The sequence below is a fragment of the Streptomyces pactum genome, from assembly GCF_002005225.1.
In the GTDB taxonomy this organism is placed as follows: domain Bacteria; phylum Actinomycetota; class Actinomycetes; order Streptomycetales; family Streptomycetaceae; genus Streptomyces; species Streptomyces pactum_A.
The window spans coordinates 8307756-8332484 of the sequence record NZ_CP019724.1 but is presented as its reverse complement, the minus strand read 5'-3'; the positions used below and the strand labels follow the sequence as shown (position 1 = coordinate 8332484).

The 24729-nt window shown below is 73.0% G+C and carries 21 protein-coding genes; 9 read left to right on the top strand and 12 right to left on the bottom strand.

Annotated elements, in window-relative coordinates; translation table 11 throughout:
* Positions 1-24 precede the first annotated feature (24 nt).
* Positions 25-720: an antibiotic biosynthesis monooxygenase family protein gene (locus B1H29_RS36155; protein WP_055422202.1), complete on the bottom strand. Its 696-nt coding sequence runs from the start codon at positions 718-720 to the stop codon at positions 25-27.
* Positions 721-779: 59 nt separating this feature from the next.
* Complete coding sequence (locus tag B1H29_RS36150) at positions 780-2246, bottom strand: FAD-dependent monooxygenase (protein ID WP_324611061.1); 1467 nt, start codon at positions 2244-2246, stop codon at positions 780-782.
* 186 nt (positions 2247-2432) lie between these two features.
* Between B1H29_RS36150 and B1H29_RS36145 the strand changes: the two genes are divergently transcribed.
* Entirely contained in the window at positions 2433-2900 is a 468-nt protein-coding gene (locus tag B1H29_RS36145) for a nuclear transport factor 2 family protein (RefSeq protein WP_055422200.1), read from the top strand.
* Between the two features lie 182 nt (positions 2901-3082).
* Here the strand turns inward: B1H29_RS36145 and B1H29_RS36140 are convergent, their stop codons facing one another.
* Positions 3083-4273: a 4'-phosphopantetheinyl transferase family protein gene (locus B1H29_RS36140; protein WP_244209013.1), complete on the bottom strand. Its 1191-nt coding sequence runs from the start codon at positions 4271-4273 to the stop codon at positions 3083-3085.
* Between the two features lie 99 nt (positions 4274-4372).
* The gene (locus B1H29_RS37825; RefSeq protein ID WP_159027880.1) at positions 4373-7234 is read right to left on the bottom strand and encodes an SRPBCC family protein; all 2862 of its coding nucleotides are present in this window, start codon (positions 7232-7234) and stop codon (positions 4373-4375) included.
* Between the two features lie 1342 nt (positions 7235-8576).
* Between B1H29_RS37825 and B1H29_RS36125 the strand changes: the two genes are divergently transcribed.
* Entirely contained in the window at positions 8577-8801 is a 225-nt protein-coding gene (locus B1H29_RS36125) for a DUF6059 family protein (RefSeq protein WP_055422198.1), read from the top strand.
* Between the two features lie 88 nt (positions 8802-8889).
* Here the strand turns inward: B1H29_RS36125 and B1H29_RS36120 are convergent, their stop codons facing one another.
* On the bottom strand, positions 8890-9711 hold the full coding sequence (locus tag B1H29_RS36120) for an AfsR/SARP family transcriptional regulator (protein ID WP_055422197.1): 822 nt from the start codon (positions 9709-9711) through the stop codon (positions 8890-8892).
* Positions 9712-10016: 305 nt separating this feature from the next.
* Here B1H29_RS36120 and B1H29_RS36115 point away from each other — a divergent pair, with 305 nt between their 5' ends.
* On the top strand, positions 10017-10397 hold the full coding sequence (locus B1H29_RS36115; protein ID WP_159027750.1) for a hypothetical protein: 381 nt from the start codon (positions 10017-10019) through the stop codon (positions 10395-10397).
* Positions 10398-11011: 614 nt separating this feature from the next.
* Here B1H29_RS36115 and B1H29_RS36110 read toward each other — a convergent pair.
* Entirely contained in the window at positions 11012-11554 is a 543-nt protein-coding gene (locus tag B1H29_RS36110) for a dihydrofolate reductase family protein (protein WP_055422195.1), read from the bottom strand.
* A 469-nt stretch (positions 11555-12023) separates the two neighbouring features.
* Here B1H29_RS36110 and B1H29_RS36105 point away from each other — a divergent pair, with 469 nt between their 5' ends.
* Entirely contained in the window at positions 12024-12914 is an 891-nt protein-coding gene (locus B1H29_RS36105; protein WP_055422194.1) for a GNAT family N-acetyltransferase, read from the top strand.
* A 584-nt stretch (positions 12915-13498) separates the two neighbouring features.
* On the opposite strand, the gene B1H29_RS36100 is transcribed toward B1H29_RS36105, so the two are convergent.
* From B1H29_RS36100 to B1H29_RS36080, 4 genes are all read right to left on the bottom strand, one after another.
* Complete coding sequence (locus B1H29_RS36100; protein WP_055422193.1) at positions 13499-14326, bottom strand: AfsR/SARP family transcriptional regulator; 828 nt, start codon at positions 14324-14326, stop codon at positions 13499-13501.
* A gap of 458 nt (positions 14327-14784) precedes the next feature.
* The gene (locus tag B1H29_RS36095) at positions 14785-15402 is read right to left on the bottom strand and encodes a ScbR family autoregulator-binding transcription factor (protein ID WP_055422192.1); all 618 of its coding nucleotides are present in this window, start codon (positions 15400-15402) and stop codon (positions 14785-14787) included.
* A gap of 13 nt (positions 15403-15415) precedes the next feature.
* On the bottom strand, positions 15416-17008 hold the full coding sequence (locus tag B1H29_RS36090) for an acyl-CoA carboxylase subunit beta (protein WP_055422191.1): 1593 nt from the start codon (positions 17006-17008) through the stop codon (positions 15416-15418).
* Between the two features lie 400 nt (positions 17009-17408).
* Positions 17409-17627, bottom strand: a complete 219-nt coding sequence (locus B1H29_RS36080) for an acyl-CoA carboxylase subunit epsilon (protein WP_055422190.1) — start codon at positions 17625-17627, stop codon at positions 17409-17411.
* A gap of 299 nt (positions 17628-17926) precedes the next feature.
* Between B1H29_RS36080 and B1H29_RS36075 the strand changes: the two genes are divergently transcribed.
* Positions 17927-18916: a ScbA/BarX family gamma-butyrolactone biosynthesis protein gene (locus B1H29_RS36075; RefSeq protein ID WP_055422189.1), complete on the top strand. Its 990-nt coding sequence runs from the start codon at positions 17927-17929 to the stop codon at positions 18914-18916.
* A gap of 610 nt (positions 18917-19526) precedes the next feature.
* Here B1H29_RS36075 and B1H29_RS36065 read toward each other — a convergent pair.
* Positions 19527-20399 (bottom strand): NAD(P)H-binding protein, encoded by an 873-nt coding sequence (locus B1H29_RS36065; RefSeq protein ID WP_055422406.1) that lies wholly within the window; start codon positions 20397-20399, stop codon positions 19527-19529.
* Positions 20400-20560: 161 nt separating this feature from the next.
* On the opposite strand from B1H29_RS36065, the gene B1H29_RS36060 reads away from it, so the two are divergent.
* Positions 20561-21229 carry a ScbR family autoregulator-binding transcription factor gene (locus tag B1H29_RS36060; RefSeq protein WP_055419999.1) on the top strand — a complete coding sequence of 223 codons (669 nt, stop codon included), beginning with the start codon at positions 20561-20563 and terminating at the stop codon, positions 21227-21229.
* Between the two features lie 668 nt (positions 21230-21897).
* Positions 21898-22371, top strand: a complete 474-nt coding sequence (locus B1H29_RS36055; RefSeq protein WP_234393099.1) for an IS110 family transposase — start codon at positions 21898-21900, stop codon at positions 22369-22371.
* Here the strand turns inward: B1H29_RS36055 and B1H29_RS40300 are convergent.
* A protein-coding gene (locus B1H29_RS40300) for an IS630 family transposase (protein ID WP_432280061.1) occupies positions 22363-23441 on the bottom strand; the annotation gives its coding sequence in 2 pieces (ribosomal slippage) (positions 22363-22940 and positions 22940-23441; 1080 coding nt in all). The genes B1H29_RS36055 and B1H29_RS40300 overlap by 9 nt on opposite strands.
* A gap of 208 nt (positions 23442-23649) precedes the next feature.
* Between B1H29_RS40300 and B1H29_RS36040 the strand changes: the two genes are divergently transcribed.
* Together B1H29_RS36040 and B1H29_RS36035 are read left to right on the top strand one after the other, a co-directional pair.
* Positions 23650-24150: a transposase gene (locus B1H29_RS36040; protein ID WP_234393100.1), complete on the top strand. Its 501-nt coding sequence runs from the start codon at positions 23650-23652 to the stop codon at positions 24148-24150.
* 232 nt (positions 24151-24382) lie between these two features.
* Entirely contained in the window at positions 24383-24712 is a 330-nt protein-coding gene (locus tag B1H29_RS36035; protein ID WP_055420844.1) for a trypco2 family protein, read from the top strand.
* Positions 24713-24729 lie beyond the last annotated feature (17 nt).

The window sequence follows — 24729 nt, the reverse complement described above, 5'->3', positions numbered from 1 at the left end:
GGCCGGTGCTCGGCGCGGGCGGGGTTACTCGCCCGCGGCGCGCGTGTGCACGACGCGGTAGGTGTTCGCGTCGTACTCGGTCCTCAGCTCGGCGATGCGCTCGTCGTTGGTGCGGCGGGGCCTGGGCTTGCGCGCGTGCGGCAGGTCGCGGAAGGCCTCGTAGCTCTCCTTGCTGTCCCACTGCGAGTAGACGACGGCGAAGGCGCCCTCGACGAACATGGCGCGCAGGCCCTTGAAGACGCTGTGCGAGCGGTAGCCGGGGACGTTCACGAGCCAGTCCTGGCCCTCGCCCAGGAGCTTGACCAGTTCGGCCTGGTCGGCCTCGCCGACCCGGTGGACCTCGATGGCCGTGTAGTCGTCACGGTCCGGCGAGACCTGGACGCGCCCTTCGAGCGAGGGGTGGGTCTGGGAGAAGACGATCTCGTTCTGCAGCAGCCGGATGGCCGTGGTGATCTCGCGGAAGACGGGCAGCGTGCGGTGCTTGAACTCCTCACCGGCGTAACGCTTTTCCAAATCCTCGCCGCTGCGCCACTGGATGAGGTTGGCGGTCCCGGGGACGTCCTGCCCGGCGTGCACGGTGGAGGAGATCCATCCCTCGTAGGCGGCCGCGTCGACGATCTTCCCCATCTCGGTGAGCAGTTGCTCCTGGTGCTCGGGGGTGTCGGTGGTGAACAGGTTGAGGACGGTCAGGTAGTTGTCCTCGGCACAGATGATCGGCATGGTCTTCTCGCTTCCTCGAAGTCCTCGGTGGTGGGCGTGCGGCCGGGCCGGGCCCTTGGTCAGCGGGCGGGGCCGAACCAGCGGGCGAGCGCGTCGGTGAGCGGCATGCCCGTGGCGCCGGCGGCGGGGCCGTCCCCCGGGGCGCCCGCCCAGGCGACGTAGCCGTCGGGGCGGACGAGGATGCCGCCCAGGCCCCAGCCGCCGTCGGTGCCCTGCACGGTGACGGTGTCGACCCGGTCGGACCAGCCCCGGCCCGCGGCGCGCAGCTCGGCGCTGCCGGCGAGGTCGAGCAGCAGGCCGCGTCCCGGCTCCAGGAGGCTCAAGACGCTCTGCTTCACGCCGTCGCGGGTGACCTGCTTGTCCTCCAGGCGGCGGCCGAGCAGCGGGTGGCCCTCGCAGCCGACGTCGTGGCGGATGTCGAGCCCGGTGACCATGCCCACCAGGTGGCGCTGCACCTCCTCGTGCCGCACCAGCTCGGTGAACACCTGGCGCAGCGGCCCGGTTTCGTCACCGCCGAGGTAGAGGGTGCGCTGGGCGAGGGTGTTGGCGAGGATGCGGGCGCCGACCGGGTGACGCTCGGCGTGGTAGGTGTCGAGCAGCCCCTGGGGGGCTTGGCCCTTGATGTCGAGGGCGAGCTTCCAGCCGAGGTTGACGGCGTCCTGGATGCCGGCGCTCATGCCCTGGGCGCCGATCGGCAGGTGGATGTGGGCGGCGTCGCCGGCGACGAAGACGCGGCCCTTGCGGTACTGGGCGGCCTGGCGGCTGACGTCGGTGGTGGAGGAGACCCACAGCGGTGTGGCACCGCTGATGTCCTCGCCGGACAGCCGCTGGAACGCCTCGGCGACCTCCTCGAAGGTGATCGGGTCCGGGCTGGTGCGCATCGGCTGCGCGCGGTCGTAGTAGATGACGCGGCTGCGGTCCGGGCCGAGCGGCAGCACCATGACCATGCCGCCGGGCACCGGCTCGCCGCTGAAGCGGGGGCGCAGTTGCACGCCGGTGACGTCGGCGAAGCGCAGTTCGACGGTGGGCGCGGTGCCGGGGAAGTCGATCCCGGCGCTGGTGCGGACGACGCTGCGGGCGCCGTCGCAGCCCACGACGTGGCGGGCACGGAGGGTGCGGGTGCCGTCCGCGGTGGCTGTGCGGACGCCGGCCCCGTCGTCGTCCTGCTCGACGCCGGTGACCTCGACGCCGCGGCGCACCTCGACGCCGTGCTCCGCGATCCAGCCGGCGAGCATGGCCTCGGTCCGCGACTGGGGGATGCCGCGGGCGCCGTACGAACCATTGGGAAGGACCCGGTAGTCGAGCGGCACACCGCCGAAATGACCGAACGGAATGACGTCGACGTCACCGAGCCGGGAAATAAGTCCGCGCTGCGCGAATTCCTCGATCGTGCGCGCGGAGAAGCCGAGGGCGCGAGATTCCCTGATGGGTTCGGCAAGCCGTTCCACGACCAGGGCGGAGACTCCGTTGAGACTCAACTCGCCCGCGAGCATGAGTCCGGTGGGCCCTGCTCCTACTATGATCACGTCCGCGTCAAAGGTATCCATCTGCCCTCTTCCGACTGGTGTTTGATGAGTATCGCCGGACCACGGAGAAACGGTAAAGCGAGTGCGGTACAGGCTTTGCGCAATCCACTACAGAACTCTGCCGGTAATGTCAGATCTCTGGCAGGAATCTGGTCTCGGGGAGGCGGTCGGCGCCATGCTCGGGCGGTGACTTCCAACCCTTTGCCCGCCGTTTCGGCCCCGGTCACCGATTCCGCCGACGCCGCCCTGGTCGCGGAACTCCTGGGCCGCTATCTGGTCACGCTCGACGACGAGGAGCCCGATGACGCATGGGCCCGGAGCCTGTTCACCGAGGACGCGGTCGTCACCTTCCCGGTGAGCCGTCACCAGGGGCGCGCCGGGCTCGCCGAGTGGCACCGTGCCTCGCTGGCGGCGTTCGCGTGCACCCAGCACCTGGGCTCGCCGGCGGTGGTGACCGTCACGGGGGACCGGGCCGTGTTCCGCGCCAACGTGCTGACCACGCACGTCCACCATCCCGGCGGGGACCGGCCGCCGCTGTTCCGCGCGGGCACGCTCGCCTCCGGCGAGGCCCGCAGGACAGCCGCCGGGTGGCGGATGGGCGAGCTGGCGTTCCGGGTCCTGTTCACCGAGGGAGAGCCCCCGAAGCGGGGCTGAACACCAGCCGGGACCGGACACCAGCGGGACCGGACACGAGCAGGACCGAGCGCAAGCGGGACCGAGCGCGAGCGGGACCCGGAGGTGCTCGGGCCCGGAGCGCGCGGGGCCGGAGCGCGCGGGGCCGGAGCGCGCGGGGGCGGGAGGTGCTCGGGGCGGGAGGTGCTCGGGGCCGGAGGTGCTCAGATGTCGACGGCCGGGTCCTGGTCCGCGGGCGGGGTCATCGCCGTGAGCAGCCGCCGGTCCAGCATGGTGCCGACCGAGGTGTCCCCGGCCGGGTCGAGTCCGGCGTCGTGGCACGCCGCGCTGACCAGGTAGCGGCCGAGCACCGGGTGCGTGGCGAACGCCCACTCCTCGCCGAGGGCGGCGGCGCCGTCGGGGGTGCGCAGGCCGCCGAGAGCGAGGCCGAAGCCGAACTCGGTGAAGGCGAGCCGCATGCCCTGCCCGAGCGCCTTGGTGTACGCCTCCTTCAGCGTCCACAGCCGCAGCACGCACGCCGCCTGCTGGTCCGGGGACAGCGCGTCCAGTTCGGCGGCCTCGGCCGGGGTGCACATCCGGTTGCGCATCAGGCCCAGGTCGAAGCGCCGGTCCGCGCACTCGGCGTCCAGGCCGATGCGGCCCACCCGGCTGATCCCCACGGCCATCAGCTCACCGGTGTGCGTCAGGCCCACCTCGATCTGGTCGAGGCCGCGCAGGTAGGGGCGGCCACCGAGCCGGTAGGCGATGTCGATGTCCTCCGGCCCGATGCCGAGCGCGGCCGCCGCGGTGTACTTGACGAGCAGCCGGGACGCGGCGAACCGGCAGCGGACGGCGGGGTCGTGGGTCCCGGCGTAGCGGTTCCAGTCCCCGCCGAGCAGGGGCTTGAGGCGCGGCGTGGTGAGCACCGCGGGGAACCACTCGGTCCAGGTCGCGTACGCCACCGTGACGCCGCGGTCCGCGAGGTCCTCGCGGACCCGCAGCCACGAGCTGTCCGGACGCGGAATGTGCACGGGCGGCGGGACGGCGGAGCCGTGCGTGACGGCGAGGGCGCCCAGGGCGCCCAGGCGCCGCAGGGTGTCGAGGACACCGACGGCGTCGCGGGCGTCGATGTCGTCCGTGACGCGGCCGCCGCCCTTGCGCACGGGTACGGGCACGGGCTCGGGTGCGGGCTCGGGCGCGGGCACGGGCACGGGCTCGGGCACGGGCTCGGGCGCGGGCACGGGTGCGGGCACGGGTGCGGGCACGGGTGCGGGCTCGGGTGCGGGCTCGGGTGCGGGTGCGGGCTCGGGCTCGGGTGCGGGCTCGGGTGCGGGTGCGGGTGCGGGTGCGGGCGCGGGCGCGGGCTCGGGTGCGGGTGCGGGTGCGGGTGCGGGTGCGGGCTCACTGTGGTGCATGGCGTTCGCCTCCTTGCGTCGTCCTGCGGTCCGGGCCGTGTCCCCTGGACGGCCGGTCCGCCCCCGGCCGGGCCGAACCGTTTCTGCCGGGGCCGCGGCTCACGCGAGCCGCATCCCGTAGAGGTCGAAGCTCCGTCCGCTGCGGTAGCGGTCCACGAGCCGGGCCGCGAGGTCCCGCGTGAGGCCGTCGGGCAGGCCGGGGACCTCCAGGCCGAGCCGGCGGCCGAACCGGGTCAGGGCGAGCAGCGCCCAGTCGGGTTCGGCGAGCAGGCCCCCGTCCACAGCGCCGGGATCGGCGTTCTCGCAGACGGCGAGGCAGGAGGCGGCGGCGATCAGCAGGCAGTAGCGGTCGACGAGGACGTAGGCGGCCGGGGCGAGCGCCCCGGCGGCCGGGCGCCCCAGGAGCGTGGCGCACCGCTCGGCGAGCCGGCGCACCTCGGCGGCGAAGGCACGGGCGAGGTCGGCGAGCGCCGCCCACCTGGGGCCGCGTTCGCGCTTGCCGTCGAGCCGGGCGGCGGCGCCGAGCAGCGCGGCGAGCAGTCCGTCGCAGCCGTGGTGCGGGTCGCGGGGCTCGGCGTCCAGCCGCCGGAAGTCGAGGGCGGTGTCCCCGGCGCCGGGGGTGAAGAGCGCGGCGGGCGCTTCGTGTCCGGCCTCGCCGCGCCAGGTGGCGTGGGCGAGGGTGCGCAGGTGGGGGACGAGGACGGCCTGGGTGTCGGCGGTGCCGGCGTGTCCGAGCCCGGCCACCGGCAGGTCGCGCACCAGCTTCTGGAAGCCGCCGTAGGTGGGGCCGCGGTCGTAGCCGCGGGCGCCGAGCACCGCGGCGAGTTCGTCGAGGTCCTCGTGGAGCAGCGCGGACACGGCGTACTTGACGGCCGCGGAGGGGACCAGGGCGTGCTCGGGCGCCAGGTCGAGCAGCCGCAGCCCGGCGACGGCCAGGCTGTCGCAGGCGAGCAGGTCGGCGAAGACCCCGGCGAGCACCCGGCCGCGGCGGCCGTGCGGTTCCAGGCCGCGGCGGGACTCGCCGACGGCCCGGACGGCGTAGCGCAGTGCGCTGTCCATCCCGCCGACCAGGGCGCCGCCGGACACCAGCGCCCGGCTGACCTGGAAGGTGCGCAGGGCCAGGGAGACGCCCTGGCCCACCTGTCCGACGAGGGCGTCGGCGGGCACGGGGCAGTGCGCGAGTTCGAGTCCGGCGTAGTGGGCGCCGCGCATGCCGTGGGTGCGGGCGCGGGGCAGCCGGTGCACGGCGTGCGCGGGGAGCCGGCCGGTCTCGAGCAGGAACACGGAGTGGCTGTTCCGGGCCGTCGCCGGGCGCGGTGCGGACGTAGGAGACGAAGGTGTCGGCGCGGTCGGCGTTGATGACGACTTCCTTGCGGCCGTCCACCACATAGCCGCCGCCGGGTGCGGGCGCGCGGTGTACTCGCCGCGCAGGATCGCGTTGGCGTGCGCGAACTCGCGGTGCAGGATGGTGAGGCGGCCGCCGCCGAGCAGCCGCCGCGCGGTGTCCTGGCGCTGCCGTTCGTCGCCGGCGGTCCACACCGCGGACGCGGCGAACAGGGCGGTCATCCCGGCGCCGAAGCCGAGCGCCACGTCCCGCCGGAAGACCGGCCGCAGCACCTGGGCGAGCCCTTCGACGCCGGTGAGGCGGCCGCCCAGGGCCTTCGGCACGAACTCGGCGGCGAGGCCGAAGCGATGGAGCAGTTCCTCGGTGGCCGCGGGGGCCTCGCGCCGTTCGTCGGCGGCGAGCAGCGCCTGCTGGCCGTGCGGGTTGCCGGCGGCGAAGGGGTCACCGAGCAGGTCCTCGACGTACTGGGCGCGTGCGGACCCGTCACCGGACACCTGGAGGGCGCGGGGGGCGCGGGCGTTTTTGCGGCCCCGGACGTGCCGGCACCCGCGGTCAGGCTGTGGTTCACGTGGGACCTCCGGCTTCAGCCCGTCCGGCGGGCGCGGACGGGCGCGTTCGGCACATGGGCACGGGGTTTCGGGCGGCCGGGCGGCGGCGCGGCTCAGGCTCCGCGGGCCGGTGCGCCGGCGACGTGCTCCCCGGCCAGCCGCAGCGCGAGGCCGCTCTCCCGCACGAGCCGCGAGCGCAGCGCCTGCCGCGCGAGCCGCACCGCGTCCGCGCCGTCGCCGTACCGCTCGCGTACGCCGTCCTCGTCGAGCACCGCGTGGTGTCGCGCGGTGACGGTGACGCCCGTGCCCCAGGCGTTGGGGTCGACCGGACCACTCCCCCGTGTGCGCCGCCAGCAGTGCGGGCTGTTCGGTGTCCCGGATGTCCTTGTAGACGATGCGTCCGGCGTGCGGGAAGCCGATCCTGACCGATTCGGTCGTCCGCGCCGTGCCGTCGGGGCCGGCCAGCTCCACGGTCATGAGCTGCACCCCGGGCCCGCGCTCGGTGATGTCGATCCCGGTGGCGCCGGGCACCGCGTCGGGGCGGTCGCCGAACCGGTGCAGGAAGTCGTAGACCGGCTCGACGGGCGCGTCGAGGAGAGCCGTGTCCTCGAAGGACAGGACGAGGTCGTCGAGGCGGCGCCAGCGCTCGGCGAGCCGACGGAGGTTGGTGAGGGCGGCGTGGCTGTTGGCGGTGGTGGCCCGCTTCACCCAGTCGACGTCGGTGCGCGCGTTGCCGTCGACGGAGAAGTCGTTGCGGAGGGTGACCAGGGAGCGCTCGGGGCCCCGCGGCTCGACGGTCCAACTGCCGCCCATGGAGGTCACGGGCCGGGGCAGGACCTCCTGGCGGAAGTCGACGCGGTGTGCCACGGGGTCGAGGACGCGCCGTGTCGTCCAGGACTTGATCTCGCCGTTGGCGGTGACCCACATCCGCAGCCGTTCCGACTCGCCGTCGAACTCGAGCTGTTCGACGTGGACGGTGGGCGGCAGGAAGACGGGCCAGCGCAACGCGTCGGCGATCAGGCCGTAGAGCACCCCGGCCGGTGCGTCCACCTCCGTGTGCTGGGCCATACGGTGCACGGGCGCGAGATACATCCAGCACACCCCTCTCGTCTCAGACGTCGTCCGGAAGGCGGGCGGCAGGCCATGGGAGGCCGCGGCCCGCCGGCCCGTACAGGCTCACCACGGACGGTGTCCTGATCCGGTGGAGAACGGCTCGCCCGTTCCTCGAACGCCGCTCGAATCCGCAGCGGAGTGCGGCGCGCCCGCGCGGAGGGCGAGCGCACTCGACGCCGGCTCGACCCGGGCCCGACCGCCCTGCCCGACCCTGCGGGCCGCCGCGCCGGACACCCGGGGGGCGGATCCGGGCGTACGCGCCACCGCACCCGTGCGTGCGCGCCCGGGCCCGGACCGCCCGGCACGGGCCCGCGCATCGGCACCGGGACCCAGGGGGCGGCGCGAGGCCCTCACCCGGGTGCGCGCCCCGGGCCCGGCCGGCTGTCCGGAAGGGGCCGGGCGGGAGCGGAACCCGGGTGCCGCCCGGTCGCACGACCACTGCGCGCGACTCCGGCGCTCGGACGGCCCAGTGCCGGACACCACGTCGGACGAACAGCCCGGCGCCGGACACCACGACGGACGAACAGCCCGGCGCCGGACACCACGACGGACGAACAGCCCGGCGCCGGACACCACGACGGACGAACAGCCCGGTGGGCGGACACCACGACGGACGAACAGCCCGGTGGGCGGACACCACGACGGACGAACAGCCCGGTGGGCGGACACTGTTGTCGAAACCGGTGCGGGAGGTGCGGCGCGCCGGAGCCGTGCTCGGCCCGGCGCGCCCGCGCCACAGGCCGGCCGGGCAGCTTCGTCGGGACCCGCTGCTTTCAAAGGGGTCGGCAGCCCGTGGTCGCAGGTACGCGTGGGACGCCGGGCCCCATCCGGGCCGGTGACGCGGCCGAGGAACCGCGCCAGTGGTCCGGGACAGCGACCCGTCCAGGTCCGTCCATGTCCGTCCAGGCGCGGTCCAGCCCGTCCTGGCCCGTCCGGGGCGCGGTGTGCCGACTCGGGGCGCGGCCGGATCCGCCCGCCCGGCCGCGTCCCGGCGTCGGCCCGCTCGACCCGAGCCCCCGAGCCCCCGAGCCCCCAAACCCTCAAGCCTCAAGCCCTCAAGCCCCCGGGTGGGTATTGGGCCCCGGGCGTCGCCGCCAGTGCCTCGCCGCGGGCCGCCTGGCGTCGGCCGCCGGCTCGCCCGGTCCGCTCGGCTCAGGCCCCCGGGCCCCCGCGCGCCCCGGGGGTCGGCCGTCAGTCCGCTCGACCCGGGCTCGAGGGGACGTCGGGCGGTTCTCGAGCGAGCCCGCCCAGCCTGGCCGGGGGACGGGATGCCGATCCGCGGTCCGAAGGAGGCCTGATGACGTTCGCCCGGCGCGTGCGGCGGTTCACCCGTGCCCTGGTGGCCGACGTCTGGCAGTGCCTGGTCGCTGTCGGCGCCGTCCAGCTCGCGGGCGAGACGGCCCGGGCCGACACCCGCCTGGTGGACGCGCCTGCGCCGGGCCATCCCGAACGCCTGCGCCCCGACCTGCCCCTGACCGCGCTGGAGCGCGCCCTGCTGAAGGACATCGGCCCGGCGGGCTGACGGCCGGCGGGCCGGGCCGCGGTGCCAGCCCGCGGTGCCAGGCCGCGGTGCCAGGCCGCGGTGCCAGGCCGCGTGCCAGGCCGCGGTGTCAGGCCGCGTACAGGTCGAAGGTGGAGCTGCGCCGGGGCCCGGACGCCAGGTCCAACTGAGGGTCGACGGCGAGGATCGCCTGGTGCAGTCGCTGCAACTGCGGTGAGGGCTCCACACCCAGCTCGTCGACCAGGCGGCGGCGCAGCCGGTGGTAGACGTCAAGCGCTCCGGCCTGCCGACCGGAGCGGTACAGCGCCACCATGGCCTGCGAGTGCAGTCCCTCGTGCTCGGGGTGCCGGGCGGTCAGGTCCATCAGTTCGGCGGTGACCTCGGCGTGCCGGCCGATCCTGAGGTCGGCGTCGATGCGGCGCTCCCGCGTGACAAGCCGGCTCTCCTCCAGCCGCATCGCCTCTATCTCCAGGACCGGGCCGACGGGTACGTCGACCAGGGCGGGCCCCTGCCACAGGCTCAGCGCCTTGCGGTAGGCGTGGGCGGACCGCTGGTCGTCGCCGTCCTCGAAGGCCTGCTGGCCCTCGAGGACGAGGCGCTCGTACTCGTGGACGTCGACCGCGTCGGCCGGTATCTGCAGCAGGTAGCCGCCGTGCCGGGTGGCGAGCACGTCCTTGGCGGTGCCGGGGGCGCCGGGCCCCATGGCGGTACCGAGCCGGCGCCGCAGCTGGAGTATGTAGGTCTGCAGCGTGGTGAGGGCGCTCTGGGGCAGTTCGGTGCCCCAGATCTCCTCCATCAGCGTGGGCACGGGCATGACTCTGCCCGGGTAGAGGGCGAGCAGGGCCAGGATCTGGCGCGGTTTCCCGGCCGTCGGAACGATCGACATCCCGTTGACGTCGGCACTCAGTGGACCCAGAACACGAATCTTCATGGTTTCCCTCCCTGTACCTCGACGGCTGGACTCGTCTTCCGAGCCGGTGTGCGAATCGGCGCCCGAGGCTCGTCGATATTGCGCCAGGCGGGGGCCCGGTGTCCTTACCCCGCGACGTATGCACGAGGCGTGCCGTATCCCGCCACGACCCCGCTCTCGGAAGTGGTCGAGGAATCTTTGAGCCGTTTTGTTGCGCCGTCGCGTCCCGTTGTTCCTGACAGGTCTGTGACGTGCGGCCGGCCGTTGCGAAATGAATGCCGTCGATCGTCTTTTGCGGCTCGCTCCACCCTGTGGATTTCCGTGCCGTGGGGGGCACCGAAAGTACCGGGCGGGGTGACGGGCAGGTGCCGCCGCCGGGCGCGGACCCGCTGCTGCGGCAGTTGCTGCGGCTCATGGCCGCCCGCTGCGCCGAGCAGGACGGGCCCGTGCCCCTGGCGGGCCGCGACGAGGGGGCGGGTCACGTCCTGGATTCGATCACGGCCATGGAACTCGTCTCCGCCTGGCACCGGCGCGGTATCGAGACCGGTTTCCCGGAACTGATGGCGCCCCCGTTCCTGGCCGCCAGAGGCCGCCGTGCTCCTGCCATCGCGAACGCCGCGCGGTATAAGCTCCAGGGTTCCGGAAAAACGCTGGAGCCGCACTCGAGCCGATCCCGTCATTCACGCGCACCGCGATGGGTGCGATAGCCGGGAATTGAGCCTTCCATTTCCGGGCGGCCGGGTTCGGATCACCGATGGAGCCGTTCATGGAAATCGTCTCGCACGCTTTTCCGGTCCCAGGCCCCAGGTCCCCGGTCCCTGCTCCCCGGTCCTCGGTCGCCGGTCCGGGTCACGGGGGCCGGAGCGGCTGGTGCGTTGACCGCGGACGTCGGCCGGGTGGGGGTGTGGTGATCTCGGTTTCCGGTGATGCGCAATGCCGTTGACCCACTGGAGTCTGCGCAAGCTCGCCGACTGCCTCAGCCCTCCACCGGGTGCAGAGCATCCGCGCCGCCCGGCCCGATGGCGCCCCCCTCTGCGTCATCCCCGACAACTGGTCCGGCAACAAACCGCGACGATCCGCACCTGGTCCGCCCGGCACCAGACCGAGCCGTGCTTCACCCCGGCCCACGCGTCCTGGGCCGACTCCGTCGAACCGCCGCTTCGGGCCGCTGCGCGGCTTCGTCCTGGGCGACAGCGACCCGCCCGACCACCCCGCCCTCGCCCGTGACCTGCACGCCTGCTGACGCTGGCGCAGCCGCCGTCGCCCCGGGCGGTGTCGGCGCGTTCCGGTGCCGGCGGTGTCGGCTCCTGGAGGGCTGCGCCTACTTACGCACGCGGAAGCGGAGCATCGTGACGGCGCCCGACTGGGTGGTGCTGAACGGTTCCAGGTCGATCCTGCCGAGGCTCGGGGGCGAGAAGCGGACACCGTCGCCGAGCAGTACCGGCAGTACATACACCAGGATCTCGTCGACGAGCCCGCGCCGCAGGCACTGGGCGGCCGTGTCAGCACCGAGGATCTCCAGGTTCCTGCCGCCCGCGGCGCTGCGTGCTGTGGCAACGGCTTCCTCGATGTCGCAGGTGAGGAACGTGACGGCGGGGTCCGGCTCGTCGGGAGGCTCGTGGGTGAGGACGAACTGTGCTCCCCCGTCGTAGGCGGTGTCCTGGTCGGCCATCCGCTTGGCGACCTCGTACGTGCCCCGGCCGACGAGCATGGCGCCCGTGGCCGCCATAACCTCCGGGAACGTATCCGCGGTCAGGTACTCGGCGATCCAGTCCATCGCGTGGCCGGGACCGGCGATGAACCCGTCCAGCGACATCGCCCTGTTCACGACCACATTGCCGGTGCCGATGCCCACATCGCTCATGCGTCTTCTCCAAGGATTCTGCAGGCCCGGGGCCGCATCATAGTGCGGCCGGCGGGGCGGGCGGCGATGAGCCGTATGCGTGTCCGCGGTGGCCCGACGCGGACAGCCGGCATCCGGATGTGCTGGTCGCGCAGCGTCAAGAACGTGCCCGGGTACGGCGCACAGCACGGCCTGCGTGACGAGCGTGCCGCCGTCCTTGCGCGCCGGCGGGCTCTTTTTCCCGGGGTGCTCGACCGCGAGAGGCGAGGTGCGTGTCGCAGGCGCGCCGCACCGGCGTCCGGTCCCGGGCCGGCCCGCCCCGGCTGACGTCCAGGACGCCACTGCGGAGGCGGCCAGGTACGCCGCGCCCCCGGAAGGCGGTGTTTCCCCGCCTCGCTCACGGGCCGGCGGCTGAACGGGGGCAGTCGGTCGGGTGGCTGACAGTCGTTGGGTAAAATCCCCGGGCCCGGGCCATCCGGGATCATGAAGCATGCTCCCGGATGACTGGCACCTCACCCAAGACGTCGACGACTTCCTGGCCCGGGCCGGGGACTTCCTGTGCTCGCGCGCCGCGCTGCACAACACGCCGCTGACAGACATCGAGAAGCTGCGCCGACGCAAGGCGGCCGATCCCGGCGCCGAAGCCGCCGCCGTTTTCGGCCGACTGCAGTCACGGGGCGAGGTCCGCGCGATCTTCTGTCTCACTTCCCGCGGACGCCTGGGCCTCACGCCCCTGAGTGCCGAGCAGAGCGATACCCTCGCCGCTCACCTGGCCGGCCTCGGCCACTTTCCCGCCACCGTCATCGCGGACCACGACACCGCCGGTGCCTTCGCCCGGTCCTGGCAGCGGGCCACGGGCGCGGCGCCGGCACTCTTCTGGCGGACGCATCTGTACCGTCTCGGCACGCTCACCCCGCCGCAGCCGCGCCCGCCGGGCCAGGGGCGCCCCGCGGGCGGTGAGGACCGTGCGCACGTGGTGCGCTGGTGCCGTGAGTTCTGCGCCGACGTCGGGGAGCAGTCCTCCATCGACGTGATCGATGCCGGCTCCTGGGAGGAATCGCGTTTCGGCGACCGGCACTTCACGTTCTGGCGGACGCCGGAGGGCACCCCTGTCTCGATGGCGGCCTCGACGCCGGTCGTCGGCGGCATGGTCCGGGTGGACCCCGTCTACACTCCCGCCCGCCTCCGCGGCCGCGGCTACGCGGGAGCCGTGACGGCCGAGGCGAGCAGGGCCGCGCTGGCCGCGGGGGCGACGGGCGTCGTCCTGTTCACGGACCCGGACAACCCCACCAGCAACGCCCTCTACCAGCGCCTGGGATACGTCCGTGTCGCCGGCTTCGCCGGGTACCGGTTCTCCCGCGGCGCGCCCGAGGCCGGGTGAGGGGCGTGATCGTGCGCGACCACACCTGCCGCATACCGGCGGGGCCGCCGCGCAGCGGCCGACGCGAGCGGTGGCGCGCCTGCTGCCCGGGGTCCGCCGGCCGGGCGGGGCCCGTCCTGCCCGCCGTGCTCGTCCCGGTCACCGGTGGCGAAGTCCGTCGCCCCGGACCGCGAGGCCGGCACCGTCCCGGTCGAGGCCGGCCAGGCCTGCGGCCGCCTGCCGCACCGGGACGCGCGCGGTGCGGGTCGCGCGGCTGCCGCCGCCCCGGCACGGCCGGCCGGCCGGGTGAAGGCGTAGCGGCCGGGAAAGCCGATGCGGTGGTACCGGAACGGGGGCAGCCGGGCGGGCAGGCCGCCGGCGGCGAGCTGCGCAGAGGGCCTCACGGCCGCTTGGCACCTGCGCGGGCATCCCGGGTACACGAGCCCGCCCGCCCCCGGGCCGGGGGCACGGCCGGCACGGCCCGGCGGCCGGCCGCGGGCGCGGGGCCGGCCGCGGACGCGGGGCCGGGCGCGGTCCCGGCAGCCGGGCGCGGACGCGGGCGCGGCGGCCGGGCGCGGACGCGGCGGCCGGGCGCGGGGGCGGGGTCAGCCCACCCGGGCCACGGTCCGGCCGGTGGCCTCCGGGCTGCGGGTCCCGGCGGTCTCCGGGGCGGCCGTCAGGATGGAGCGCTGCAGCCGGCTCATCATCGCCGACGGCTCCAGGCCCAGCTCGCGTACGAGGGTGGTGCGCAGCCGCTGGTAGACGCTGAGCGCCTCGCCGCGCCGGCCGGAGCGGTGCAGGGCCACCATGAACTGGCCGTGCAGGCTCTCGTGCATCTGGTGCCGGTTGACGAGGACGGTCAGTTCGGACAGCAGCTCGCGGTGGCGGCCGAGCCGCAGATCGGCCTCGATGCGCTGGTCCAGCGCGCACAGCCGGGTCTCCTCCAGGCGCTTGACCTCGAGGCCGATGCGGCTGCCGGCGGTCACGTCGGCGAGCGCGGAGCCGGTCCACAGCGACAGCGCCTCCCGCAGCCGCCGTGCGGCGCTGGTGAAGTCCTCGGCGTCCATGGCCCGGTAGCCCGCTCCGGCCTGCTGCTCGAACTCACGGAAATCGACCCGGCCGCCCCGGGTGTCCAGGCGGTAGCCGCCGGGGAGGGTGACCAGGATGTCCTTGGCGGTGACGTCTTCCTCGCCGGACTTGGCCAGCGCCTCGCCGATGAGCTCCCGCAACTGGAGCACGTAGGTCTGCAGGGTGGTGCGTGCACTGCGCGGCGGCTCGTCGTCCCACAACTCCTCGATCAGGGAAGAGACCTGGACCACGCGGTCGGCCTGCAGCGCGAGCAGTGCCAGCACCTGCCGCGGCTTCGGGGCCGTCGGTGTGATCGAGGTGCCGTGCTCGCGTACTGACAGGGCGCCCAGAACTTCGATGTCCACTGTCTTTTCCCCCTTTTTGTTCCATGCCGGGTTGCATACGGATCCCTACCGCGAGGGCCGTCGCTGGTGCGCCTGGACGGCGCTCGACGACTCCGGCTAGAACACGATTAAAAAAACAGCACAGTCGGTTTGTCAATGGGGAGGAGATGTGCAGACTCGCACGCGTTGCCCCGCCGCTGGTGGCGGCCTCGTCCGGACGAGGGCGGCGGGAGGCCCGGAACCCCGGCGGATGGGCGCCGTTGACCCCCGGGCGGCCGGGGTGCGGGTGCGGCGGCGGGCCGGCGCACGGAGCGGGGCGGCGTGCGGGGAGCCGTGCGGCCGGGCGCCGCCGTGGTGCCCGCACGCTCAAGTAGGTGGAGACAAAAAGGATAATCAACCCGCTTATCAGACCGCGTGGTCTGTTATGCTCTCCCTTCGGGCCGTCTCCCCTCTGCGGGTGCCGGTGTGGCCTGTCGTCCTCACCGGGGGCGGCTGCCGGCCGCCACGAGACCGCCGAGGGCGGAGGCCTCGGCCAGCCGCGGCAGCAGCAGTTGCCAGAACCTGGTGACCGTCTGGTGCGAGAGCCATTGCGGGTCCTGCGGGCCCAGCACCTCGAAGCCGGTGGTCGCCGCCACCACGGAGGCCGCCGCGTCCTCGGGCGTGACCTGGTTGAGCACGCCCTCGCCGGCGGCGCGCTTCAGCGCCCCCTCGACCCACCGGTGCCACTGGCGGTACAGGCCGGGCCCCCTTCGGCGGACCTGGTCCCGGCTCAGCTCGAACCCGGCGCGCAGCACCACGTCCTCGGTGAGCCGGCGGGCCAGCTCGTGCGAGGTGTCCACCAGCATCTGCAGGGCGTTGCCGGCCGCGCCCTCCGGGGCCGTGACGATGCGCTCCAGCCGCTGCGCCGCGGCCTCTTCCACCGAGTCGGCCAGAGCCGCCTTGCTCGCGAAGTGGAAGTGGAGCGCGCCGTTGCTCACTCCGGCCAGCGAGCTGATCGCCGTGAGAGAGGCCACGCTGAAGCCGTCGCGGTCGAAGACCGTGGCGGCCGACTTGATCAGCGCCTCGCGGGTACGCCGCGCTCGCTCCTGTTTGACCATGGGGAATGCTCCGTTACTGCGGCGGGTTGCCGTGCTTGCGGGAGGGCAGGTCGGCGTTCTTGGCCTGGAGCATCGCCAGGGATCTGACGAGCACCTCGCGGGTCTCGGCGGGGTCGATGACGTCGTCGACCAGACCGCGCTCGGCCGCGTAGTAGGGGTGCATCAGCTCGGCCCTGTACTCCTTGACCATGCGCGCCCGCATGGCTTCGGGGTCCTCGGCGTCGGCGATCTGACGGCGGAAGACGACGTCGGCCGCGCCCTCGGCGCCCATCACGGCGATCTCGTTGGCGGGCCAGGCGTAGGTGAGGTCGGCGCCGATGGACTGGCTGTCCATGACGATGTAGGCGCCCCCGTACGCCTTGCGCAGGACGAGCGAGATCCGGGGCACGCTCGCGTTGCAGTAGGCGTAGAGCAGCTTGGCGCCGTGGCGGATGATCCCGCCGTGCTCCTGGTCCACACCCGGCAGGAACCCGGGTACGTCCAGGAGGGTGATGAGCGCGATGTTGAAGGCGTCGCACATCTGGACGAACCGTGCGGCCTTCTCGCTGGCCCCGATGTCCAGGACACCGGCCAGGACCTGCGGCTGGTTGGCGACGATGCCGACGACCTGGCCGTCCAGCCGGGCCAGGGCGCAGATGATGTTGCGCGCCCAGCGCTCGTGGACCTCCAGGTACTCGCCGTCGTCGACGAGTTCCTCGACGACCCTGGCCATGTCGTAGGGGCGGCTGCCGTCCGCCGGCACCAGGTCCGCCAGCACCTTCGAACGGCGGGTGTGCGGATCGGCACACCGCACGCGCGGCGGGAACTGCCGGTTGTTCGGCGGGAGGAGGGACAGGAGGTAGCGGACCTCGGCGAGGCAGGTCTCCTCGTCGTCGTAGGCGAAGTGGCAGACGCCGGACGTCTCGGCGTGCACGCCGGCGCCGCCGAGGCCGTTGTGGGTGACCTCCTCGCCGGTGACGGCCCTGACCACGTCCGGGCCGGTGATGAACATCTGCGAGGTGTCGCGGACCATGAACACGAAGTCCGTGAGGGCGGGACTGTAGGCGGCGCCGCCCGCGCACGGGCCGAGCATCACGCTGATCTGCGGGATGACCCCGGACGCCCGGGTGTTGCGCTGGAAGATGCCGCCGTACCCGGCCAGCGCGCAGACACCCTCCTGGATCCGCGCGCCGGCACCGTCGTTGAGGGAGACCAGCGGCGCACCCGCCGCGATGGCCATATCCATGATCTTGTGGATCTTCGCGGCGTGGGCCTCGCCCAGCGCCCCGCCGAAGATCCGGAAGTCGTGCGCGTAGACGAAGACCGTACGGCCCTCCACCGTGCCCCAGCCGGTGACGACACCGTCGGTGTACGGCCTTTTGGCCTCCAGGCCGAACCCGGTGGCCCGGTGCCGGCGCAGCTGCCCGACCTCACAAAAGGACTCCGGGTCCAACAGCAGCCCGATACGCTCCCGCGCCGTCAGCTTGCCCCTGGCATGCTGCGCCGCCGTCGCCTCCCCACCCGGCCCGGCCAGCGCCCGCGCCCGGATCCCGCGCAGTTCGGCCACGCACCCGCGGCCGCCCGACAGACGCGCGGACACCTGAGCGACGTCATTGAGGACTGTCACGCTGCCTCCTCCCTCCTGAACGCGGCCGGCACGGAACCCCAGGCTAACAAACCGTCTATGCGGTTTATAAGGGGGTTGTGTGGCCCACGCATGAAAAAGCCCTGGTAAGTGCCGCCCGCCCGGCCACCGCCCGGGCGGCCGGCGGCCCGGTAGCCGGTGACCCGGTAGCCGGTAGCCGGTAGCCGGTGGCCGGTAGCCGGCCGGCCGTTGGGCGGTGGCCGGTTGGCCGGTGGCCGGCCGACCGTTGGGCGGTGGCCGGTTGGCCGGTGGCCCGGTAGCCGGTGGCCGGCCGACCGTTGGGCGGTGGCCCGGTAGCCGGTAGCCAGTTGGGCGGTTGCCGGTGGCCCGGTGGCCGGTGGCCGGCCGACCGTTGGGCGGTGGCCGGTTGGGCGGTGGGGCGTTACCGCCAGCAGTACGGCGAGCGGTAGGCCGAGCCGGTCCGGTCCGCCCGCCGCCACGGCGCAGGCGCAGGGGCGGGGGCGGGGGGCTCCGGTGCGCCGTCCGCCGCCCGCCCGGCCACAACCGAGCACAGCACGACGGTCAGCGCGGCCAGTTCGTCCGCGTCGGCCCGGCCGCGTTCTATGCGCAACGCGGGCCCCATGACGCCGGGTTCACCCATGTCGGCTCCTCTCCACCCCGGCCACCGTGCGGCACCGCACTACAAAGGCGCCTCAGCACCGCTCGAGAAACGCTCGGGCGGTCGGCCGGAGGCGGCACAGCGGCCCTGCGGCGGCCCCGTCAGCCATGAGCTGGACAAACACCGGAGAAGGGACCGGCCCGGCAGAACTCTCCCGTCCCGCCCCCAGGACGCCCCGGGACGAACCTGCGCGGAAGCTGCGGTTCCTCTGGAAATCAAACCGGGTGGTCTCTACTTTTATGCCCTCTGCAGCACATCTCCGATCCCACTCAGGGGGAGCGATGACCGCGAGCACGTTCCGGTTCGAAGGTCCGTCGATCGAGCAGGCGCCGGCGGGAACCGCCCTGCCGGCCTCCCGGGCAGCGCTGCGTCACGGGCCTTTGACCACGACGGTCCCCAGGGAACTGGTGCACCGCGCAGCCGTCGCCGAGGTCATGCTCACCGACTGGAAGCGCCTGGACGACACCCACTTCGCGATGGCCGCGCAGTGGCCGCGCAGCCACAGCTTCTTCACCCCCGTGGGAGTCCACCACGACCCGCTGATCGCCGCTGAAACGATCCGTCAGATCGGTGCCCTGCTCGCCCACGCCGAGTTCGGCGTCCCCTTCGGCCACCAGTTCCTGATGGAGGAACTCACCCTCACGGTCCGTCCCGAGCAGGTGCGGACCGGCCGGGCACCCGCCGCGCTGGACCTCGACGTCACCTGCACGGAGGTCAGGACACGCGGCCGCCGGCTGTCCGGCCTGCGGTACGAGACGACGATCCTGCGCGAGGGACGGCCCGCCGCGACGGGACAGATCTCCTTCACCGCCCTCGCTCCCGCCGTCTACCGCCGGCTGCGTCCAGAGCACGTCTTCAGCGCCGGACACCGTCCGATCCCCCTGACGGCTCCGGTGGCGCCGCAGAGCGTGGGACGCCTCTCACCCGCCGACGTGGTGCTCTCCCCCACCGGCGACCCGGACCGCTGGCAACTGCGAGTGGACACCCGGCACCCGGTCCTCTTCGACCACCAGGTCGACCACGTTCCGGGCATGGTGCTGCTCGAGGCCGCCCGCCAGGCAGCGACCGCGGTCCTGCACAGACCCTCCCTCCTGCCGGCCGGCCTCACATGCGCGTTCACGAAATACGCGGAGCTGGACCTGCCCTGTCTGATCGACGCCCTGCACCTGCCCCGCACCGCCCCCGGCGACCCGGACACAGTCCTGGTCACCGGCCACCAGGACGGCCACCCCGTGTTCAGCGCGACCGTGACCGCCGCCCCACAGGACTGACCGCACACCCCACAACACACCGCCACACCGCAGGACACACCACACGCACCCGGGGAGCAGCCCCCGCCGCGGCCCGCGGGACGGGCCAGCCCATGAAACGGGACGGCCCCGAGCCACAACGGCGCACCGTCCGGCGCGGCATGCCGTCCGGCGGCGGCGCACCGTCCGGCGGCGGCGCACCGTCCGGCGGCGGCGCACCGTCCGACGCGGCGTACCGTCCGACGCGGCGCACCGTCCGACGCGGCGCACCGTCCGGCGCGGCGTGCCGTCCGGCGGCGTGCCGCTGCCCGGGGCGGCAGGGCCGCGCGGCGACCGCACCTGACGGCCACGCACCCGCACCCCCTTGCCCGGCCCGCCACACCCCGTGAAGGCTCCGGGCAAGCCCCCCGCCGCCCCGCCCCCGCCACACCCGGCACGGCACCGGCACGCCCGCGGGACGGGGCGGCCCCGGTCCCCGACGGCGCCCCGTCCGGCGGCGGCGCACCGTCCGGCGCGGTGCGCCGCCGCCCGGGGAAGGGCGGCGGGGACCGCGGCGACCGGACCTGACGGCCGCCGTACCACCCCTACGCCCCCTGAGCCCTCACACCCCGTGAAGGCTCCGGGCAAGCCCTCACCGCCCCGCCCCCGCCGCACCCGGCACGGCACCGAACGCCCCGAGGTGATCCCCGGCCCACGTGCGAAAGGACCGGGCCGCGCGCCCGGTCAGCCGCCCGACCGTGTCCTCGACTCCCGCCTTGGCTCCGGCCCGCTGGCGTTCCGCACCGGCCAGCAACGCCTCGACGACCGGCTCGGGATACCGCTCGCGCAGCAGGACACGCGCCCGGCGGGGGGACAACTCCTCGAAGCGCAGCGGGCGGCCCAGCAGCCGGCCGAGCTGCGCCGTCTGCTCGACCGCGCTGATCGGCTCCGGTCCGGTCAGCGTATGGATCCGCCCCTCGTGCCCGTCCTCGGTCAGCGCGCACACGGCTGCGGCGGCGACGTCGCGCGGGTCGACGCACGCGTTGAGCGAGGTGCCGTACAGACCCCGCACCACCTGCTCACCGGCGATGGACACCGCCCAGGACAGCGTGTTGGACATGAAGGACCGCGGGCGCAGCACGGTCCACCGCAGACCGGAACCCAGCAACAGGTCCTCGTTCCTGCGCTGCCAGCGGGTGAGGACATCGTCCGCCCCGCTGTCCGCGACGGCCGCCGCGGACACCTTGACCAGATGCCGCACCCCCGCCGCACGCGCGGCATCCACGAAGCGCGCGTCGTCGTCACCGCCGACACGGCTGGTGAGGACCAGCGCGCGGCCCACCCCCTCGACAGCGCGCCCCAGCGAGCACGGATCGCCATAGTCACCGGCCACCACCTCGGCCCGGCAACCCGGACGCGCCACCCGCGAGGGGTCCCTGGCCATGACACGCACCGCGAGATGCGCGGGCAGCCGGCGCAGGACCTCCCCCCCGACGGTCCCGGTGGCGCCTGTCACGAGAATCACCGATGTCCTCCCTCCGCCGCACCAGGCCCACACGCCGCCCGAACCCGCGTCCTGAGACCGCGCCCGGCACCGGATGTAAGATACAAACTATGCGGTTTTTTTGTGGGGTCGGCCGGGCCTCCGTCCGCCGAAACCAACGCCAGGAAAAGGGAGGACCCCACGTGGTGAAACAGGACCGTGCCATCCGCACACGAAGGAACATCCTCGAAGCAGCGGCAAAGATCTTCGAGGAACGCGGCTACCAGGCCGCCACCATCGCCGAAATCCTCAGCACCGCAGGCGTGACCAAGGGAGCGCTGTACTTCCACTTCGAATCGAAGGAACAGCTCGCCCAGGGCGTCCTGCACGAACAGGACCAGCGGTTCGTCATCCCCGACCGCGCCTGCAAGGTCCAGGAACTCGCCGACGTCGTCCTGCTGCACGCCTACCGCCTGCAGTCCGACCCGATGGTACGGGCAGGCGTGCGGCTGACCATGGACCAGCACGCCGAAGGCCTCGACCGCAGCGGCCCCTTCCTGCGCTGGAGCACCGTATGCCGGCAACTGCTGGAACAAGCACAAGCCCAGGGCGAACTACTGCCCCACGTCATACCATCCGTCACCGCCGACATCATGGTCAGCACATTCGCGGGCGTCCAGTCCATGTCCCAGACCACCACCGACTACCAGAACCTGCGCTTCCAGACCTCCGCACTGCTGCGCCACCTCCTCCCCAGCATCGCCGTGCCATCCGTACTCGCCTCCCTGGACCTGACCGAAACACGCGGCGAAACCGTCCACGACGAAATCCGGCACCAACTCCAGCCCCAGCCGGCAACCGCCGTCAGATAAACACCCCCCCACCCCACCCCACCAACCCCCCACCAAACCCCCGCCACCACACCCGCCCCCCAGTACGCGCACACGCTCCACGACCGGGATCATCCGCCCCACACCAGCCGGACCGATCCAGCCGCTCGTCAGTCACACGACCCGCCGGGCAGGCCCTAGGGTCAAGGTCGCTCCCGCCCTCGTCTGTTCCCCGGCCTCACCTGCGGCATCAGCGTGCCGGCATCCACGTGACGAAAAGACTGCCGTACCCGGTTGAGAGATCGGCGCTGGTGCCTCTGATCAGCGGTCTGCCAATGCCTCCGGCACCGGCGACACCACCTTTTCGATCATCTTGACTGGGGGCTCAAGTCATACCGGGCCGAAGGCCGGGAGCCTCCTCGCGAGGCCACGAAGGAAGAAGGTAACTGTGAGAGTTCTTCTGCGGCCCGGGATGGGTTGCTGCCAGGCTCGGCGCTCGTGATCCGGCATGACTCGCAAGATAACTGGCGTTCCGTCAGGGGCTGCCGTTCCCCCGAGATGTCTGCCGGACGCGGGCGTCGGCCTGGCCCACCCGTTGGCTTGATCAGCAGCTTGTCCGCCTTCCGGCGTGACTCATCACAGTTCCGCCACGTGGTGACTCCACCCAGGCCGACGCCGTCACGGTCGTCCGCCCGGAGGAGAACAGCCGCATGACCATGCTCGCAGAACACGTCGATGGCGTCATCGGCGTCGACACCCACCGCGACACCCTCGCCGCGGCCGCCGTCAGCCGCATCGGCGCCGTGCTGGCCAGCACCGATTCCCCGGCCAACGCCCGCGGCTACCGGCGCCTGCTGGACTTCGCCCGCCAGCAGGTTCCCGGCCGCCGCTGCTGGGCTCTGGAAGGCATCGGCAGCTACGGTGCCGGCCTCGCGGCCTTCCTGGACCAAGCCGGCGAGCAGGTCGTCGAGGTCTGCCGCCCGAAGCGAGCGGCCAACCGCGGAGGCCGCAAAACCGACATGCTCGACGCCATCCGGGCCGCCAAAGAGGCGCTGGCCACCGAGCACTTGATCCAGCCCCGCCTCCGCGGCGAACGCGAGGCACTGCGGGTGCTGCTTGCCGCCCGTCACGGTGCGGTCCTCGCTTCCACCGCCGCGATTACTGACTTCGGCTCGTCAGGGTGAGGCAGGTTCGTCGAGAGTCAGGCCGGTGCCGGCTATGAAGCCGTCGAGGGTGCCGGGCCGGTACTGAAGGCGCTTGAGTCGGTTACGGACGAGTGCTTCGAGCCGGTCGAGCGCGACGACGGCGAGGTTGGCCAGGCTGCGTTTGATGTGTGCCCATACCCATTCGACGGGGTTGAGGTCGGGTGAGTAGGCGGGCAGCAGGAACACTGTCAGCCATGCGCGCTCGGCGATCAACTTGCGCATGGCGTGAGAGACGTGGGTGTTGAGGCGGTCCCAGACCAGCACGATAGGTGCCTTGAGGAGCTGGTGGACGCCGTCGACGAGCGCGATGAAGTCACGCTCGCCCATGCTGCGGCGTTTGCCTCTGCCCGCCCGGTGGGCGCGCAGGCGGTGGCACAGCCGGGTACGGGAGCCGGGCCGCATGGCGATCAGTCCGGCCACCGACAGCCGCCCCGAGCGTCGCCCGCTGACGGTCACGACCGGGGTGTGCCCGCGCCGGCCCCAGGTTCGTCCCCGGGGCGGCTTCCGCGTGAACCCTGCTTCGTCCTCGAAGCAGATGTAGCCCCCGCAGGCCGCCCGGGCTCTTTTACCTCCGCCCAGGTCACCTCCTTCCACACGGTGACGGCCCTCTCGTCGCGCTCGGCGACCCGCCGTGCGGGGACCTGCGGGCTGAAGCCGAGCCGGTGCATCAGCCTCGTGGCACCGGAGACGCTGTAGGAGACGTGGAACTTCCGGCCGATCAGCGTGGCCACCCTCGCCGCGGTCCACACCTGGTCCTCCACCCAGCCGTGGGCGGCCGGGCCCTCATCGAGGTACGCAGCCAGTTTCTCCAGACAGCGCGGGGACAGCCGGCAACGGGATCCGCTCGGGCCGCGGGAGGCCAGAGCCTCATGACCACCGTCCCGCCACAGCTGGTGCCACTGGTAGGCCGATTTCAGGCTCACCCGCAGTCGCCGTGCCACCTCCGGCGGCTTGATCTCCTGCTCGAACAGCTCGGCCGCCTGCATCCGCACCGACTCCCGGCGCCGACGTCCCGCAGCGGTCAGCCCGCCCCCATCCGCATATCTCACACACCACGGAATACAGCCACCGCTCCAGACCCATCAGGGACTTCGCAAAGATTCACCCTGGCGAGCCGAAGTCAGTAACCAGCTCAAGGCTCTGGTCGTCTCCGCCCCGGACGACCTCCGCGCAGAGCTGCGGAAGCTCAAGCGCCCCGCCCAGATCGCCTACTGCGCTCAGTTCCGCGACCGCCCGGCCCAGGACCTGGAGCACCGGATGACGGTGCGGGCCATGCGGTCCACGGCCCAGCGCGTCCAGGCCCTGCAGGCCGAGGCCAAGGAACTCGAGAACGAGATACTCGCCCTGGTGCGGCAGCAGGCCCCCGAGCTTCTCGGCTTGCTCGGAGTCGGGCCGATCACTGCCGCCCAGATCTTGGTCAGCTGGTCTCACCAGGGGCGATTCCGCTCTGAAGCCGCCTTCGCCTCTTTCGCCGGTGTCTCGCCGATCCCTGCCTCGTCCGGGCTGACCAACCGACACCGGCTCAACCGCAACGGCGACCGGCAGCTCAACCGGGCCATGCACACCATCACCCTGATCAGGATGCGACTTGATCCCTCCACGAAGACGTACGTCGCTCGCAAGATCACCGAAGGAAAGACCTCCCGGGACGCCCAGCGATGCCTCAAGCGGGTGATCTGCCGCCAGATCTTCAAGATCCTTGAGCGATCAGACCGAAACCGACTCGACAATGTCGAAGAACTCGCTCAAGCGGCTTGACACGATATAGCAGCCTCGGGGGCACACCGTCCCGGCCTCGGACGCTCCCGAGGCGGTCTGACCACCCGAGGGGAATGGAACGCCCGTCGTTCGCCTCGGCGGGTGACACCCGGGTTGCGATGCGATGCGGGCGGTACTCGACGAATCCACCACCACGCCGTGCCGGCCATCTGTACTGTGCGATGGACAGACGCGCACTATGGCGCGGTGGGGGAGGTCACTGGTGGGTTCCGTGAAGATCGAGCTGGCGGACGCGGTCGCGGCATTACGCGATGAACTCCTGGCAGCATCCGCACGCGGGGCCGGGGCTGATGTCGCGTTCCAGGTGGGGTCCATCGAGATGGAGTTCGCGGTGGAGCTGCGGTACGACGCCAAAGCCACGGGCGGCTTCAAGGCATGGGTGGTCACCGCCGACGGGGAGGCCAGTGCCGGGCGGACTCGCACCCATCGGATCTCGGTGACGCTCACCCCGCGGCGGGCGGACGGTGAGGACCTCTTGATCCATGGCGCCCGCGACCGGCCTAAAGGGCCGGGGGACGTATCCGGGCGCATCCGGAACTGACACCACTGCTCGGACAG